This is a genomic window from Acidimicrobiales bacterium, from assembly GCA_034521975.1.
In the GTDB taxonomy this organism is placed as follows: Bacteria; Actinomycetota; Acidimicrobiia; order Acidimicrobiales; family SKKL01; genus SKKL01.
Genome location: JAXHLR010000005.1, coordinates 405,114 through 421,396 on the forward strand (window position 1 = coordinate 405,114; position 16,283 = coordinate 421,396).

The 16,283-nt window shown below is 72.5% G+C and carries 12 protein-coding genes; 7 read left to right on the forward strand and 5 right to left on the reverse strand.

From position 1 onward, the window contains the following. The first annotated feature begins 38 nt into the window (after window positions 1-38). Both U5K29_08810 and U5K29_08815 read left to right on the forward strand, forming a co-directional pair. Window positions 39-1,949, forward strand: coding sequence for an S-layer homology domain-containing protein (locus U5K29_08810; protein ID MDZ7678640.1), 1,911 nt, complete (start codon window positions 39-41; stop codon window positions 1,947-1,949). 161 nt (window positions 1,950-2,110) lie between these two features. Next, window positions 2,111-3,967: a phosphodiester glycosidase family protein gene (locus U5K29_08815; GenBank protein ID MDZ7678641.1), complete on the forward strand. Its 1,857-nt coding sequence runs from the start codon at window positions 2,111-2,113 to the stop codon at window positions 3,965-3,967. Here the strand turns inward: U5K29_08815 and U5K29_08820 are convergent. Next, a complete protein-coding gene (locus U5K29_08820; protein MDZ7678642.1) occupies window positions 3,951-4,190 on the reverse strand; it encodes a hypothetical protein in 240 nt (79 codons plus the stop codon). The genes U5K29_08815 and U5K29_08820 overlap by 17 nt on opposite strands. Window positions 4,191-4,639: 449 nt before the next feature. On the opposite strand from U5K29_08820, the gene U5K29_08825 reads away from it, so the two are divergent. Genes U5K29_08825 through U5K29_08835 form a run of 3 tightly spaced genes read left to right on the forward strand, consistent with a single transcriptional unit; the run spans window position 4,640 to window position 8,170 of the window. Further along, complete coding sequence (locus U5K29_08825) at window positions 4,640-5,425, forward strand: S-layer homology domain-containing protein (GenBank protein MDZ7678643.1); 786 nt, start codon at window positions 4,640-4,642, stop codon at window positions 5,423-5,425. Next, window positions 5,418-7,286: a S8 family serine peptidase gene (locus U5K29_08830; GenBank protein ID MDZ7678644.1), complete on the forward strand. Its 1,869-nt coding sequence runs from the start codon at window positions 5,418-5,420 to the stop codon at window positions 7,284-7,286. The genes U5K29_08825 and U5K29_08830 overlap by 8 nt, the downstream gene beginning before the upstream one ends. Continuing rightward, on the forward strand, window positions 7,283-8,170 hold the full coding sequence (locus U5K29_08835) for a hypothetical protein (GenBank protein ID MDZ7678645.1): 888 nt from the start codon (window positions 7,283-7,285) through the stop codon (window positions 8,168-8,170). Before U5K29_08830 ends, U5K29_08835 begins: the two co-directional genes overlap by 4 nt. Here U5K29_08835 and U5K29_08840 read toward each other — a convergent pair. Continuing rightward, window positions 8,164-9,732, reverse strand: a complete 1,569-nt coding sequence (locus U5K29_08840; GenBank protein MDZ7678646.1) for a DUF4214 domain-containing protein — start codon at window positions 9,730-9,732, stop codon at window positions 8,164-8,166. The two genes, U5K29_08835 and U5K29_08840, sit on opposite strands and share 7 nt — an antisense overlap. Before the next feature lie 163 nt (window positions 9,733-9,895). Between U5K29_08840 and U5K29_08845 the strand changes: the two genes are divergently transcribed. Further along, a complete protein-coding gene (locus U5K29_08845) occupies window positions 9,896-11,665 on the forward strand; it encodes a SpoIID/LytB domain-containing protein (GenBank protein MDZ7678647.1) in 1,770 nt (589 codons plus the stop codon). Next, complete coding sequence (locus tag U5K29_08850; protein MDZ7678648.1) at window positions 11,662-11,964, forward strand: hypothetical protein; 303 nt, start codon at window positions 11,662-11,664, stop codon at window positions 11,962-11,964. Before U5K29_08845 ends, U5K29_08850 begins: the two co-directional genes overlap by 4 nt. A gap of 63 nt (window positions 11,965-12,027) precedes the next feature. Here the strand turns inward: U5K29_08850 and U5K29_08855 are convergent, their stop codons facing one another. The 3 genes from U5K29_08855 to U5K29_08865 all read right to left on the reverse strand — a co-directional run bounded on the left by U5K29_08855 (window position 12,028) and on the right by U5K29_08865 (window position 16,244). Beyond that, window positions 12,028-14,070: an N-acetylmuramoyl-L-alanine amidase gene (locus U5K29_08855; GenBank protein ID MDZ7678649.1), complete on the reverse strand. Its 2,043-nt coding sequence runs from the start codon at window positions 14,068-14,070 to the stop codon at window positions 12,028-12,030. A 90-nt stretch (window positions 14,071-14,160) separates the two neighbouring features. Further along, window positions 14,161-15,369, reverse strand: coding sequence for an ABC transporter ATP-binding protein (locus U5K29_08860; GenBank protein MDZ7678650.1), 1,209 nt, complete (start codon window positions 15,367-15,369; stop codon window positions 14,161-14,163). After that, window positions 15,369-16,244, reverse strand: coding sequence for an ABC transporter permease (locus U5K29_08865; GenBank protein MDZ7678651.1), 876 nt, complete (start codon window positions 16,242-16,244; stop codon window positions 15,369-15,371). The genes U5K29_08860 and U5K29_08865 overlap by 1 nt, the downstream gene beginning before the upstream one ends. Window positions 16,245-16,283 lie beyond the last annotated feature (39 nt).

Sequence of the window (16,283 nt, forward strand, 5' to 3'; positions counted from 1 at the left end):
CCCCTTGCCGGTTTCCCACCACAACGAGGAGAAATGCTTTGAGTCAACACTCATTTGCGACGTCACTGCGGCGCCGCATCGCGATCGTGATGGCGGCCATGCTCGCCCTCACGCTGGTGCCGCTCGCCGGCCCCGCTGGTGCGCAGCCGGCACCCGCCCCCGACATCAGCACCTGCGATGACGCACCTGATGCCGGGTTCACCGATACCGCCGGTACCGGCTTCGAGACCGAGATCGATTGTCTCGCCGCCTTCGGAGTCACCACCGGCACCACCGCCACCACCTACTCGCCTGCGGTGCAGGTGCGTCGGAGCCAGATGGCGCTGTTCTACTACCGCGTCGGCACCGCTGCCGGCCTGACCTGGGACACCAGCGATGCCGGGTTCACCGACCTCGCCGGTCTCGACGCCGACTTCGTCGACGCCATCAACGCGCTGGCCAACGCCGGCATCGTCCAGGGCACCTCGGCCACCGAGTTCTCGCCCCAGGACCGCATCCGTCGTAGCCAGATGGCGCTGTTCATCGATCGGTTCCAGGAGGAGCTGACCGGGTTCGCCTACAGCGACGGCTTCACCGGCGACGACCTGTTCCCCGACATCTCGACCCTCGACGCCGAGGCTCGCCTCGCCGTCAACGGCATCGGCTCGGTCGGCATCTCCCAGGGTGATGCCTCCGGCAACTACGTGCCGTCGGGCTTCGTGTCCCGCCAGCAGATGGCAGCGTTCATCGTCCGCCACCTGGTCGACAACGGCTTCGAGGTCCCCGGCGCCGATGTCAGCGGCGTCATCATCGAGGCCTACGATCCCACGCCTGGCGCAGGGAATCCGAACTACATCTTCTCGACCGGCGACGAGGTCGTCGAGGTTGAGGTCGGCGACGATCCCACCTTCATGGTGACCGGTGTGCCCGCGACGGAGACCGTCTTCGGCGCCTCCGCCCAGCTTGGTGCGATGGTCACCTACAACGAGGACGCCGACACCCACGACGTCACCCCGCAGGACGTCCTGGCGGCGGGCTTCACCGTCGGTTACGGCCTCGACCTCACCGGCCCGACGACCAACCTGATCGAGCCCTATTCGGGTGTCGAGATGGGATTCCTCGCTGATCCAGACGACAACACCTCCGGCACCACCGTGCTTGAGCTGGACAACAACACCAGCGGCGATGCTGCGGACGCTCCGGTCTACCGCGTCGGCAACAACACGGTGACCTATGCAGTGTTCGAGGCGAACATCAGCTTCGGCGACACTCTCACCGTCGAGAACTATGACGATGGCGACGCTGACACCGACGTCATCTACCGGCTCCAGAACGGAGACATCAGCGGCGGCGCCGACGTGGTCGACGCCACAGATGATCCGATCCTCATGACGATCGAGACCAACGAGTGGAACGTCGGCAACGACTTGGCCGGCGCCAGCCCATTCCAGTTGGACTCCGGTGAATACACTGCCGGGACCCAGCGCTTCAGCGCCGACGGGACCCCCTACAACCTGGCAGGCATCGGTACCTGGCTCGACGACGCGATCGACGGCCTGGGCACAGACGACTACGTGCGGGTGACCTACACCCGGTCTAGTGGCGTCGAGGACTTCGCCTTCACCGTCGTCGAAGCCGACGAGGATGACGAAGCCGAGGCCGGCTCGATCACCGGCACCTACGTCGGTGGCACTGCCTCCAACGGCACTCTGGGTGGAGCCGCCGGATCCTTCGACATCCTCGTCGATGGCGACGTCGTCACGGTCGAGGTTTCCATGCCTGATGCGGGCATCCTTGTCGACGGCGTCATCACGTCGGTTGATGAGATCGCAGGCGCGATCGATGCTGGCGCCTCGGTCACTGTCATGGTCGAGGATGACGGTCAGCTTGAGACCGATCCCGTCACGGCATCCGCAGGACGGCGATCTCGTCCTCATCACCAACCCGTAAGGGAACCGCTACCAACGTGAAGGTCTGACCTTCACCGCATAGCAACACCCTCGAGGAGCGGGGGCTGGCCACGAGCTGGCCCCCGCTCCTCGCGTCGGGATCGCAGCGGGCCGGCGACCCGGCGCAGCCACCTCCCCATCGACCGGCACCGCTGGTGTCTCCACGGAGGAACGTGCCCACCATGACCCCCACCCCCAGATCTCGCCGCCGGGCCGCCACCCTCGGCCTCGCCGCGGCCCTCACCATCGCCCTCGTCGCCGCCGGAGCACCCCTCGCCCCGGTCGCCGCCGACGAGCTCGAGCCCTACGCCGACCCGGTCCCCCACGCCACCGGCTACCACGTCACCTCGCGCTCCGAACCCACCCCCGGGATCGAGTACCTGCGCCTGCAGCGCGGCTCGCCCCAGGCCGAGGTCCACGCCCTGCGCCTCGCCCCCTCGGTGCTGGCCCGCCTCGAGATCGTCACCGCGTCGGACCACCAGGCCCGCACCCCCACCCGCGAGACCACCACCTCGATGTGTCGCCGGGTCCGCTGCGTCGCCGCGATCAACGGCGACTACTACCACCTCGCCGACGGGCTCCCCGCCGGGCCCGTCGTCACCGGCGGCGAGCTGCGCTTCGGCATCGGCGACATCACCCACGGCGCCGTGCTCATCGACGGCGGCCGCCGCTTCAGCGCCGTCACCACCGACGAGCTCACCTGGACCGTGCGGGTCCAGACCGGCGCCGAGGTCGACCTCACCCTCGACCGGATCAACCGCAGCATCCGCGACGGTGGCACCGCGCTCTACACCAGCCGCTACGGCCCCAGCACCGGCACCCCGGCCGGCACCCTGGAGGTCACCGCCCGCCTCGCCGACGGCGCCGACCATCCGGTGGGCCAGGCCCCACTCGAGATCGTCGACCGCAGCACCGACGGCGACAGCCCCATCCCGGCCGGCCACGTCGTCATCGCCGCCAGGGGCGACCGCACCCACGACCTCGAGCTGATGTGGGCCCACGGCGCCGCCGGGCTCGCCTCGGCGATCCTCACCGTCGACATCGGCCCCACCCACCACGCCATCGGCGGCTCGCCGGTGCTGCTGCGCAACGGCCGCTACCACTTCCCGTGGGAAGACCCCGCGCCGGCCACCCAAGGCCGCCGGCCCCGCACCATCATCGGCTGGACCCCCGCCGGCGAGGTGCTGCTCGTCACCGTCGACGGCGACCGGCCCGGCTACAGCGTCGGCATCAACCTGCCCGAAGCCGCCCGGCTGCTGGCCCGCCTCGGCGCCATCGAAGGCGTCATGCTCGACGGCGGCGCCTCCTCGACGATGGTGATCGCCGGCCAGGTCCGCAACCGGCCCACCGGCGGTGAACGGGCCGTCGGCGGCGCCGTGGTCGTGCTGTCGGAGTGGGGGCGCAACATCTCCACCGCCGCGGCCCGCAGCATCGACCCCGCCTGCCCCGACCCGGTGGTGCCCGCCAGCACCTTCGACGACCTCGGCACCGCCAACCCGCATGCCCCCGCGGTCAACTGCGTCGCCTGGTGGCAGATCACCCAGGGGGTCACGCCCCTGCGCTACGCACCGACCGGGGTGGTCACCCGCGGCCAGATGGCCACCTTCCTCGTCCGGTTCCTCGAAGCCTCCGGGGCCACCGTCCCCGACACCGCGCCCGCCGCCTTCCCCGACGCCGCCGGCCACTCCCACGCCCCCAACATCAACCGGCTGGCCGCCATGGGCATCGTCGGCGGGTTCTCCGACGGCCTCTACCGCCCCGACGCCCCCGTCACCCGGGCCCAGATGGCGTCGTTCATCGCCCGCACCTGGGAGCACCGCCTCGGCACCCCGCTGCCCGCCGACGCCGACTTCTTCGAGGACGACTCGCTCGACACCCACGAGCGCAACATCAACGGCATCGCCCAGGCCGGCATCGCCGCCGGGGTCACCGCCGTCGCCTACGACCCGGCCAGCCCGGTCCGCCGCGACCAGATGGCCACCTTCCTCGCCCGGTCCATGGCCGAGCTCGTCGCCGGAGGGGTCACCGCACTGCCATGACCGCCCCCGCCCTGCCACCCCGGACCCGATCGTGGGACCATTGGTCGATGCGACCCCTGGCCAGGACACTGACCGCGGCCGTGGTCGCGCTGTTGGTGGTGCTGGCGACCGCGGCGGTCGCCCCGGCCGCCACCACCGACGCCGACCGCGACACCGTCACCGCCCAGGTGGTCGGCGGCACCGACGCCGAACCCGACACCGCCCCCTGGGTCGTGGCCGTCATGCGCGCCGGGCAGGCCAGCGCCTATGACCGTCAGGTGTGCGGCGGCACCCTCGTCGCCCCCGGGTGGGTCCTCACCGCCTCGCACTGCGTGGTCGACCCCGCCACCGGGGATGCGCTCGCCCCCGCCCAGGTGGCCATCGGCGCCGGCAGCACCGACCTCGACGCCCCCGAGCTGGTCGAGCTGGCGGTCGACGAGGTGCTGGTCCACCCCGATTCCGCCGAGTGCGGACCCCTCGAAGGCCGCGAAGCCTTCGAGTGCCGGGCCCCGGTCGACGCCGCCCTCCTGCGGGTGGCCGGCACCGACGCCGTGGCATCGACCATCACCCTCGCCCGGCCCCACCAGCGCCACCTGCTCGCCGCCGGCACCACCGCCACCGTCTACGGCTGGGGTGCGCTCGACGCCGCCACCACCAGCTTCCCCACCCGGCTGCAGGCCGCCTCGGTGACCGATCCAGACCCACGAGCGCTGCGAGGGCGACTACCCCGGCGTCTACGACCCCGCCACCATGCGCTGCACCGCCGCCCCCGACGAGGACGCCCCGGCCGACGCCTGCACCGGCGACAGCGGCGGTCCGCTCGTCACCACCGACGACCGTGGCCGGGCCCGCCAGGTCGGCATCGTCAGCTTCGGCACCGCCCTGCGGTGCGCCGAGACCCCCGCGGTGTACCTCACCACCGGCGCGGTGCACGCCTGGATCGGCTCGGTCACCGGCATCGTCACCTTCTCCGACCTGGTCGGCACCCCCCACGCCGACGCCATCATCGCCCTCGCCGAGCGCGGCATCGCCTCCGGACGCACCGACGGCACCTACGGGCCCAACCAGCCCATCACCCGGGCCCAGATGGCCACCGTGCTCACCCGGGCCCTCGGCCTGACCCCCACCCCCGCCGACTTCGACGACGTGCCCGCCGACCACCCCCACAACGCCAGCATCGGCGCCGTGGTCGCCGCCGGCATCACCTCCGGGCGCGCCGACGGCACCTTCGGGCCCGACGCGGCGGTCAACCGGGGCCAGATGGCCACCTTCCTGCTGCGAGCCCTCAGCTTGGACCCCCAGCCCGCCGATGTACCCGACGTGGACATCAGTCACCCCCATTACCACAGCATCGGAGCGATCATGGACGCCGGCATCTCCACCGGGCGCGCCGACGGCACCTTCGCCCCCGAGCTGACCGTCACCCGAGGCCAGCTCGCCAGCTTCCTCACCCGAGCGCTGGGAGTGCCCGTTGGCTGACCCCGACCGTCCCACCCGCCGCACGACTGCCCTCGCCGCCACCACCGCGCTCCTGCTGGTGCTGGCCACCGTCGCCGCGTCGGCCCCGGCCACCGCCCAGTCCGGCCCCCCGCCCGCCGAGACCGGTCCGGTGGTGGCCCTCGTCGCCGGCCCCGACGGCACCGCCACGATCGAACACACCCCCAACGGCCGACCCGGCACGCTCGCCCAGGGGCCCGAGGTCACGTACCAGGCCCTCACCGAGATGAGCAACGACATCATGCGGCCCATCCAGTGGTCGCTCGACCGGGTCGGGGCCGAGTCGGTGTGGACCCACGCCGACGGGCGCCGCCAGGACAACGGCTCCCCGATCCTGATCGCCGTGGTCGACAGCGGCGTCGACCGCGACCACCCCGACCTGGCCGGACAGATCCGCACCGGCGGCAACTTCGTCGGCTTCGTCCCCGTCGCCGGCGAGCCCGTCGCCCCCGTCGACTCCGACGTCAGCGACGGCCTCGGCCACGGCACCCACGTCACCGGCATCATCGCCGCCGTCGCCGACAACAACATCGGCATCGCCGGCATGTCGCCCGGCGTGTCGATCCTGCCGGTGCGGGTCCTCGACGACTCCGGCCAGGGCACCAACACCCAACTCGCCGCCGGCATCCTGTGGGCGGTGTCCCAGGGCGCCGACATCATCAACCTCAGCCTCGGCACCACCAGCGAGGACCCGGTCGTGCAGGCCGCAGTGCAGCACGCCGTCGACCACGACGTGGCCGTGCTCGCCGCCGTGGGCAACTGCGGCTCCAGCGGCAGCGGCGTCTGCGGCGGCACGCTCAACGCCCCGGTGTTCCCCGCAGCCTGGCCCGAGACCGTCGCCATCGCCGCCACCTCGAGCCCCACCCGAAGCGACCCCTGGCTCGACGAGCGGGCCACCTTCTCCACCCAGGCCACATGGGTCGACCTCGCCGCCCCCGGCGTCGACATCCACGGCACCACCCCCGGCGGGGCCTACTCCGCGGAGTCCGGCACCTCCATGGCCGCCGCGGTCGCCACCGGCACCGCCGCGCTGGTGTGGGCCCGCTATCCCGCCGACTCGGCGACCGGGCTGCGCGACCGTCTCTACCGCAGCGCCCTCGACCTCGGCCCCACCGGGTCCGACCAGTCGTTCGGACACGGCCTCGTCCAGCCCCTCGACGCCGTCACCGCCGCCGGCGAGGTGATCCCCCTCGCCGGTCTCGACCCCGCCGAACGGGCCGCCATCCTGCTCGACCAGGCGTGCCCCGCCGGACTCGCCACCCCCGGCTTCGACGACGTCGACCCCGACGCCCCCCACGGCGACGCCATCGGCTGCGTGGCCGCATGGAGCATCGCCCTCGGCGTCGGCGACGGCCTCTACGCCCCCAACCGGGCGGTCACCCGCGCCCAGATGGCCACCTTCCTCGACCGCCTCATCACCACCACCGACGGCCGGGTCCCCTCCCGCCGGGGCGCGGTCCCCGACGCCTTCGGCGACGACGACGGAGCCGACCACGAAGGGGCCATCAACCGCCTCGCCGCCGCCGGGATCGTCGCCGGGCGCGACGACGGCACCTACGGTCCCGCTGACCCCGTCACCCGCGCTCAGATGGCCACCTTCCTCGACCGCACCGCCACCTACCGCGCCACCACCCCGCTGCCCACCGCCGAGCACACCTACACCGACACCGACGGGTCGACCCACGAGCCGGCCATCGCCCGGGTCACCGCGGCCGGCATCGCCCTCGGGGTCGGCGACGGCCTCTACGCCCCCAACCGGGCGGTCACCCGCGCCCAGATGGCCACCTTCCTCGGTCGCACCACCGGGCGCCTGGTCGCCGAGGGCCACACCACCCACCCGTGAGCCGCCGGTGGCGCGACCTCGCCACCCGGGCGCTCACCGCCCGCAGGGCCGGAGGCCACCGCGTGCTCTACCTGGTGGCCGCGGCCGCGTTCGTCGCCGCCGCGCTCATCGGCTGGAGCGCCCTACCCGACCTCGACCAGGATCCCCGCTGGTGGCTGATCGCGGTGGGGGTGGTGGCCGCCGCGCCGCTCACCGCCCTGGTCAACGGCGCCGAGTACGCCGTCACCGCCCGCCTCGTCGGCTACCGGGTCGGCACCGTCGAAGCCACCCGCATCGCCATCCTCGCCTCGGCCGCCAACCTGTTGCCCCTCCCCGGAGCGGTCGCGGTGCGGGCCCAGGCGCTGCGCCGCCGCGGGGCCACCACCGGCCGGGCCGTGTGGGCCACCGCCGTCGCCGGCGCGGTGTGGGTCGGGGTCGCCCTGCTCGCCGCCGGGATCCTGCAACTCGACGGCGACCACCGGGCTGCGGCGCTGACCGCCACGCTGCTCGGCGTGGTCGTCGTCGCCGGGGCCGCGGTGGCGGCCTGGACCCTCACCCGCGGTCTGCCCGTCGGCCCCGTGCTCGCCCTGGTGGCCGTCGAGGTCGCCTCGGTGGCGGTGGGGGCCGGGCGCTACCTGCTGGTCGTCCACGCCCTGGGTTTCGCCATCGAACCCCGCCAGGCCATCGCCCTGGCCGTCGCCGGGATCCTCGCCTCGCTCATCGGGATCCTCCCCGGCGGGCTCGGCGTCCGCGAGCTTCTGGCCGGCGCCATCGCCCCGCTGGTGGGCCTGGCCGCCTCGGTCGGGGTCATCGGCTCGGCGGTCGACCGCCTCATCGGCCTGCCCGCCCTGGCCGTCATGGCCCTGGCCGTCTCGGCCCGGCCCCCACCCGACGCCGATCAGTAGGCGAAGACCCGCTGTGGGCTCGTTCCCACCCCGTTGGTGGCCCAGGTGCGGATCTCGAGCCCCGGCGCCGGTGGGCCGCCGTGGAGGAACACCAGCTCGGTGTCGGCGTCGGCCACCGCCCGCTCGACCAGCTCCCCCTCCTGCCACAGCTCGACCACCCGGTGCACGGGCTGGTCGTCGTGGCCGAGGTCGTCGCCGGGACCCAGGCGTAGGGCGATCAGCCCCGACGGGGTGGTCGTGGAGCTGACCGTGGGCGCGGTGGGCGGTGTCGCCCCGACGTCGAAGGTCCACGCCGTGTCCTGGGACGCGGCGCTCACCTCGGCCACCACCGTCGACCCCGAGGGCACGTGCCGGTCGAGCGAGATCGCCACCGTGCTGGCCGGATAGTTGCCGAACTGGACCCGCTCGGCGTCGGCGGGGATCGTCTGACCGTCGACGAGCACCTCGGCCTCGTAGGGGCCGGTCACCGGGACCGGGAAGATCACATACAGGTGGTTGGGACGGTGGTGCACGGTCTGGCCGTGCCCGGGGAACTGCACCAGGTCGGGCACCTGGGCCGGTTCGGCGGTGCCCCGCAGCACGTCGAGCACCGCCACCCACCGCAGCGGACCGGGCTCGGTCGGCTGGTGGTGCTCACCGAAGCCGGTGGCCAACCAGTCGGGGTTGAGCATCCACGCCGCGTGTCCCGGGCTGTTCAACCACCCCGAGATGGTCTGCTGGTTGGTCAGCGGCGCCAGCCCGCCGAACAGGTTGGACGCCTCGGCCGCGGCCTGGCCCTCGGGGGACGACAGCGGCAGCAACGGATCCTGGTCGTGGGTGAGCTCCTGGTTGCGGATCGCATAGCGGGCGTGGGCCTCGGCCCCCTGGCTCCACAACGGGTTCTCGGCCAGTGTGCCGAGCCCGGCGCCGTCGCGGTGCAGGTTGAGCCAGCCCAACCAGTCGTCGTGGTCGGGGAGCGGGTCGACCGGTGGCGCCGGTGCAGGGGCGACCAGATGCCCCGCCACCGACCGGGTGCGGCGCTGCATCTCGGTCGACTCGGAGAACCCGACCATCATCGCCCCCCGGCCAAGACCCCCCGCCAGCCGGTCCAGCCAGTAGACCTCGCCGCCACCGTCGGGCGGCCGGTCGAACACGTTGTGGTACACCAGGTCGACGAACCCGGCGTCGGTCAGCTCGCCGTAGCGGCCCCGGAACTCCGACGAGGTGGCGAAGCGCTCCGCGACCCGCCACAGGTCGACCCCCGCCAGGTGGTGGCGGGTCTCCCAGTGGATCAGGCCCGCCAGGTCGGGTTCGCGGAGGAAGAACGCCCGGTACAGCCGGTACACCGAACCCCGCTGGGGCAACGCCACCCCCGGCTCGGACCCGTCGGCGGCCAGCGGCTCGACCCCGCCCGAGCCCTCGGGCACCGGCTCGGCGGCGGGGGAGGGGTCGCCCGACTGGACCGTGGGCTGGGCCAGGAGCGGTGCCGGGGCCATCCCGAGGTCGACGCCGACGGCCACCCCGAAGGTGGTTGCCACCAGCGCGGCCGCAGCCGCGGCTGCTCTGGCTGTGCGACGCCGCATGGCGGCACACTACCCGCCTGCCCGGTGCGCTACGGGTGCAGCCACGGAAGTCTCAAGTGTGTGCCCCACACTGCCGACATGACAGAGTAGTGTCGGCCATGTAGGGCGCGGGTGGAGATGGCCGCAGGCCGCTCCGGCAGTTAACCGACCTTGAGGTTGTCCAGTGCAGAACTCTTCGACCCGCCCGGCTCCCCGCACCAGCGCCGCCCTCGCGCGCCCCGTGCTCCTGGTGGCCGGACTGCTCTCGTTGCTGGGTGCCACCCTCGTGGCCGCAGGCCCCGCCGGCGCCCAAACCGAGTACGCCCCCGGCGACCACGTCGAGATCCCCGACACCCCGCCCGCCCCCGACGGCGAGGTCACCACCTTCAGCACCGGCGGCACCACCACCGCCCTGGCCATCGACGGCAGGGGCTGGGGCCACGGCGTGGGGCTCGGCCAGTGGGGCGCCTACGGCTACGCCCGCGACCACGGGTGGAGCTACACCCAGATCCTCAACCACTTCTACGGCCAGACCACCGCCGGCTCGGTCGGCAACCAGCTCATCACTGTGCGCCTCGAAGCCCACACCGACGGCTACACCTCGGCCTATCTGGCCCAGGGCAACATGACCATCACCACCAAGGAAGGCCAGTCGGTCCAACAGCGCGACAAGGCCATGCGCTTCCGCCGCTTCGCCCCCAACCGGTTCTACGTCGAGCACGCGCCCAGCTGCGCCGGCCCCTGGACCCGGGTCGACGGCCTCGAGATCGCCAGCTCCGAGATCCACATCAAGGCCCCACAGGTCACCAACCCCAGCCTCGACCAGACCCTCGCCGTGTGCACCGGTGGGTCCAACATGCGTTGGTACCGCGGCGACATCCGCGCCGTGGCCGACCCTGGCGGCGTCCAGCGCACCGTCAACGCCGTGGCCCTCGAGTCCTACCTGCGGGGCGTGGTGCCCCGCGAGGCCCCCGCCAGCTGGGGCGACGTGCCCGGCGGCATCCACGCGCTGCGGGCCCAGGCGGTGGCCGCCCGCACCTACACCATCGCCGAGAACCGCTGGAGCTACGCCCGTACCTGCGACACCACCTCGTGTCACGTCTACGGCGGCCGAGCCGAGCGCAAGAACGGCTCCACCGCCGTCCTCGAGCACGCCAACACCAACCAGGCCGTGGCCAGCACCGCGGGCGAGATCCGAGTCCGCGGCGGCGAACCCATCTACTCCCAGTACTCCGCCTCCACCGGCGGACACACCAAGTCCCAGGGGGCCACCGGCTCGCGTGGCTGGTTCCCCGCCGTGCCCGATGAAGGCGACAAGGTGTCGCCCCGCCACACCTGGACCCTCAACGTGCCGGTCAGCACCCTCGAGTCCCGCTACGGCAAGGGGTCGCTGCAGGCGGTGACGGTGCTGTCCCGCAACGGGCTCGGCCCCGACGGTGGCCGCGTCGACCGGGTCCGGCTGGAGTTCAGCGGCGGCAACGTCGAGATCAGCGGCAACCAGTTCCGCCGCAACGCCGGCCTCTACTCCGACTGGTTCGTCCTCGGCCAGGTCGTGGCCGCACCCGCCCCGAGCCCGTCGCCGTCTCCTGGCTCGGTGTCCTGTCCCGCCGAGGGCCTCGGTTCGGTGCAGCGCCTCTACACCGCCTACTTCGGTCGTGCCTACGACAGCGCCGGCATGGCCTTCTGGGCCGACCGGCGCGAGCGGGGCTGGGGCCTCGAACGCATCTCGAGCCACTTCGCCGCCTCGTCGGAGTTCAACCGCCTCTACGGCGAGCTCTCCGACGCCGACTTCCTCGACCGGGTCTACACCAGCGTCATGAACCGTCCCGCCGACCGCGAAGGCCGTGAGCACTGGATGCCACGACTCGAGTCCGGCGCGATCTCGCGGGGCCGGCTCATGCTGGTCTTCTCCGACACCTCCGAGTACAAGCGCCTCACCGGGAACTGCGCGTGACCGCAGCCGACGGCGGCGGCCCGAAGCGGAAGCTGGCGGCGGTCGCCCGCAGCGTCCTGCGCCCGCTGGTGGTGCGCATCAGGTGGGTGGCCGGCAGGCTCGACCTCGGCGGCGTCGCCGAAGCCGACGCCGCCACCCGAGCGGTGGGCAGCCTGCGGGCCAGCCTCGCCACCCTCGAGGTCACCGTCGCCGAACAGGTCGAGGAGATCGCCGAGCTGCGCTCCGAGGTCGACGCCCTGCGGTCCCGCCTCGACGGCGGGGCGGTCCCGCCGGATCTGCCGGCACCATCGGCCCCCTGAGGTCGTTTCCTGCCGGCAGAACATGGTTTGGTGGGGCGCGGTGAGCCACGCCGGCAGAACGGGCTACTGGTTGCGGATCACCTCGTCTGGCTCTGCCTCGGGCTGGGTCTCGGTGAGGGTCGGACGGTCGCGGCGGATGATCATGGCGCGGCCGATGCCGACGCCGCGCCAGGTCGAGCGGTGATACGGCGTGGGCGCGTCGCCGAAGGCGTGGATGAACCCGTCGCGGTCCATGACCCACCCGCCGTTGCCGTCGGGTGAGGCCACGACGCTGCGGGCGTGGTCGACGTCGCGCTCATAGGCCGGCGACGAGTGCCGCGGTGCACCGCCGAAGCTGTGGAGGCCACCCCAGGCGTCGAGGATCCACCCGCTGGTGCCGTCGGGTCGCAGGCAGAAGTCGCGGGCCATGTCCCAGTTGGGCCAGCGGGGCTCGGACCCCTCGAGCACCGGGACGTTGCCGAAGCGATGCAGCGCACCGAAGGCGTCGAGCACGTAGCCGCCGGTGCCCGCCCGGATCGTCTCCACGGCCCGGGCGACGTTGCGAAACGGCCAGGTGGCCGACGGGGCGACCGCGGGGACGTTGCCGAAGGGGTGCAGCCCGCCCGACCAGTCGAGCACCCAGCCGGTGAAGTCGTCGGGACCGCGGGCCACATCGACACAGACGGCGTGGCCGGGCCGGTAGAACGACGGCTGCACCGCGGGCGTCCGCCCGAAGCCGTGCAGGCCGCCGTAGGCATCGAGGATGTAGCCGCCCACATCCATGCGCACCGCGCTGCGGGCGACCTCCCAGCCCGACCAGTAGTTGCGTTGCCGGGGATGCAGCACGCCCTGGCCGCCCGCGGGATGCAGGCCGCCGTAGGCGTCGAGGGTGAACAGCGCCGGTTCGTCGGGAGCGGGCCGCCACTTGGGCAGCGGGAACGGCATGCTGTGGATCACGTCGTGCTGGACCTGGTCGCGGAGCGAGGCGAGCTGGGTCTGCACGTGGTCGCCGGGACACGACGTGGCGCTCACGTCGCGGTGGCCCGACACCGTCGACAGCCACGCTCTGGTGTCTTCCGGGTAGCGGCTCGACCCCAGGCTCACCGCCGAGCGTGCCGCGCGTGCATCGAGGCCGTACTCGCCGCAGATCCAGGCCATCAGCCGGCGGAGGGCCTGGCGCTGGGCGGTGGAGACCGTGGCCGCAGGGGGGCTGGCCCCCGGGTGGTGCTGGCCCAGCAGGGCGATGCCGACGCTGCCGGTGTTGAACCCCGCGGCATGACCGCCGATGACCGGCCCGTCGAGGCTGCCGGTGCGGCCCTCGTAGATGGTGCCGAAGCGGTCGATGAGGTAGTTGTAGGCGATGTCGCACCAGCCGTTGTTGTTGACGTGGTGGTGGTAGATGCCCCGGATGAGCGACGGGGCCTCCGACGCCGAGTAGTCGTTCACGTTCACCGTGTGGTGCACGATGAGGCGTTCGAGCCGGTCGGCGTGACGGGGGCCGGGACCGCAGTTGCCGTTCTCCGATGCCCAGTCGCCCGCGCCCCAGGTGCTGCGGCGGACGATGCCGGGCCCGGCTGGCGCCGCGACCGCGGCGGCGAGGCCGAACCAGCCCGGCGACGGGTCGCGGGGGCGCAGGGTGTCGAGGCGCACCGAGTGCATCTGCCCCCGCACCAGCTCGATCTCGACGGTCTCGGTGCCGTCGCCCACCCAGATGGGTCCGACGCCGGCCCGACCGTTTCCCTCGCCCGACCCGGGGTCGGGGGCCTCCTCGGGGTTGGCCACGGCGTGGACCCACGGCGACCAGCCGTCGGGGCCCCGTCCCCGGATCCGTAGCTCGGCGTCGTTGGCGCCGTCCCAGCCCACGGTGATCATCGGGCCGGGCAGCGGCAGGTCGACCGCGGTGGTCCACCCGGGACCGACCGTGATCGGTGTGGTGCCGTTGGTGGCGAAGGGGGTGACACCGTCGGTGAGGGCCATGGACTCGACGTCGAGTCCGGGTCGGGTCTGGCGGGCGAAGGGGAGGCCGACGCCCCCGATGGCGACCCAGGCCAGCGAGGTGCCTGCACCGGTGATGAAGGCACGACGGGAGGTGCCGGCGGCGGGGCGGGAGGAGGGTTCAGCGGTCATGGTGTGCCTCGGGAGAGATGAACGCGTACGACCCCGGAGGGGGCACTCCGCCCGCCCACACAGTATGGCCGACCGACCGCGGCCGGTGGGTCACCCCCGTGGGGTGCCGGGCCGGTGGGTCACCTGCAGCGGGAACCAGACGCGGCCCTGGACGCGGGTGGGGTTCACCACCGCGATGCGCTCGAGCTGGTCGCGGTGGTCGTACTCGGTGCCACCGTCGTGGGTGTGGATCCCCAGGCTGACCGGATAGGACCCGTCGAGCAGCGGGACATCGGTCAGCTCGAACACGACCTCGCCGTCGCCGTCGAGCCGGTCGATCGCCACGTCGAGGATGTCGGTGTTCACCCCGGTGAGCCGCTGCCCACGATCGTTGTAGATCTCGAGCGCGAACACCGCGTCGTCGACCGGACGGGTGGCGTGGTAGCCGGCGCGGACCAGCACCCGGCCACCGGGTTCGGCGTGGTCGCCACCGTCGGGGTACTCGACCGCGACCTCGGTGAACGACACCTCGCGGGTGACCAGGTGCTCACCCGGCCGGGCGGGTTGGTCGGCGGCGGCCTCGACCCCTCTGAGTCGCAGCGCGTCGCGGAAGGCCCGGATCGCCTCGCCCGGGTCGGAGACGGTCACCAGCGACCCGCCGTCGAGCACCGCCACCCGGTCGCACACCTCGCGCATCACGTCGGCGGCGTGGCTCACCAACAGGATCGTGCGCCCCTCGCGCTGGAACCGTCGGATGCGGTCGAGGCACTTGCGTTGGAACGCCTCGTCGCCCACCGCCAGGACCTCGTCGACGAGCAACACGTCGGGTTCGATGTTGGTCGCCACCGCGAAGCCCAGCCGGGCGTACATGCCCGACGAGTAGTGCTTGACCTGGCTGTCGATGAACGGCGCCAGCTCGCTGAAGTCGACGATGTCGTCGAAGACCCGGTCGACCTCGCGAGCCGACAGGCCGAGGATCGAACCGTTGAGGTAGATGTTCTCGCGGCCGGTGAGGTCGGGATGGAACCCGGCCCCCAGCTCGAGCAGCGCCGCCAGCCGGCCACGGGTGCGGATGGTGCCCGACGAGGGCCGCAGGGTTCCGGCCACGCACTTGAGCAGCGTCGACTTGCCCGAACCGTTGTGGCCCAGCAGCCCCACCGTCTCGCCCTCGACCACCGAGAACGACACGTCGTCGAGCGCGAGGAACCGCTCGACCGGGCCCGACCGGCCGATGAAACGCTCCTTCAGCGACTTCGAGCGGTCGGAGCGGAGGGCGAACTCCTTGGAGACCGAATCCACCTCGATGGTGACCGAACCCATCAGATCTCCTCGGCGAAGTCGTCTTCGAGGCGGGCGAAGGCCCACACCGACACCGCCAGGATCACCAGCGAGATGACCACCACCACCCCGAGGCGGGCGAGGTACCACCAGGCGCTCACGTCGATGGGGACCACCCCCGCGGCATCGGGGTTGTAGAGCGTGCGCTGGAACGCGGTGACGACCGGAACCATGGGGTTGAGCAGGGTGAGCCACTCGAGATCACCCAACCGGTCGGCCACCAGGTGGTACGGATAGACGATGGCCGACATCCAGAACCAGGCGAGCAGACCGAGCTCGACGAAGTGACCGGTGTCGCGCAGCGACACGTTGATGGCGCTGAGCCCGATCGCCAGCGAGGTGGTCAACAGCACCAGCACCACGAAGGCCGCCGCCAGCACCGGCAGGTAGGCGAGGTCGGGCGGATGACGCAGCACGGCCATGCCCGCCACCAGGACCACGAGCTGCAGGCCGAAGTTCACCACCGCCGCGCCGACCACCGCGATGGGCAGCACCTCGCGGCTGAAGCGCACCTTCTGCACCAGCGGGGCGTTGGCCACGATCGACGCCGCCCCACCGCTGACCCCGGCGCTGAGCAGGTTCCAGGCGAGCAGCCCGCTCAGCAGGAAGACCCCGAAGACCGGCACGTCGACCCGGATGATCTCGGCGAACACGAGCGAGAACACCACCAGGTACAGCAACGGGTTCAGCAACGTCCACAGAAATCCCAGGACGCTGTCCTTGTAGCGGACCTTGAGCTCCTTGCGGACCAGGTTCGCCAGCAGCTCGCGCGACCGCCACAGCGCCCTGACCCGGGCCGGGAGACTGGGGCGGGTCGACACGTCGACCAGCGGAGCGTCCTCGAGTGGGGTGACCATGGACCTCAGACGTTTGCGACGAGCGAGCAGGACCGGCCT

What these genes read in the sequence shown, in the direction of transcription:
- U5K29_08855 (MDZ7678649.1), bottom strand. Translation starts at nt 14,070, where the DNA reads ATGACCGCTGAACCCTCCTCCCGCCCCGCCGCCGGCACCTCCCGTCGT.
- U5K29_08860 (MDZ7678650.1), bottom strand. Translation starts at nt 15,369, where the DNA reads ATGGGTTCGGTCACCATCGAGGTGGATTCGGTCTCCAAGGAGTTCGCC.
- U5K29_08820 (MDZ7678642.1), bottom strand. Translation starts at nt 4,190, where the DNA reads ATGACGGCCACGACCCAGGGGGCGGTGTCGGGTTCGGCGTCGGTGCCG.
- U5K29_08815 (MDZ7678641.1), top strand. Translation starts at nt 2,111, where the DNA reads ATGACCCCCACCCCCAGATCTCGCCGCCGGGCCGCCACCCTCGGCCTC.
- U5K29_08865 (MDZ7678651.1), bottom strand. Translation starts at nt 16,244, where the DNA reads ATGGTCACCCCACTCGAGGACGCTCCGCTGGTCGACGTGTCGACCCGC.
- U5K29_08840 (MDZ7678646.1), bottom strand. Translation starts at nt 9,732, where the DNA reads ATGCGGCGTCGCACAGCCAGAGCAGCCGCGGCTGCGGCCGCGCTGGTG.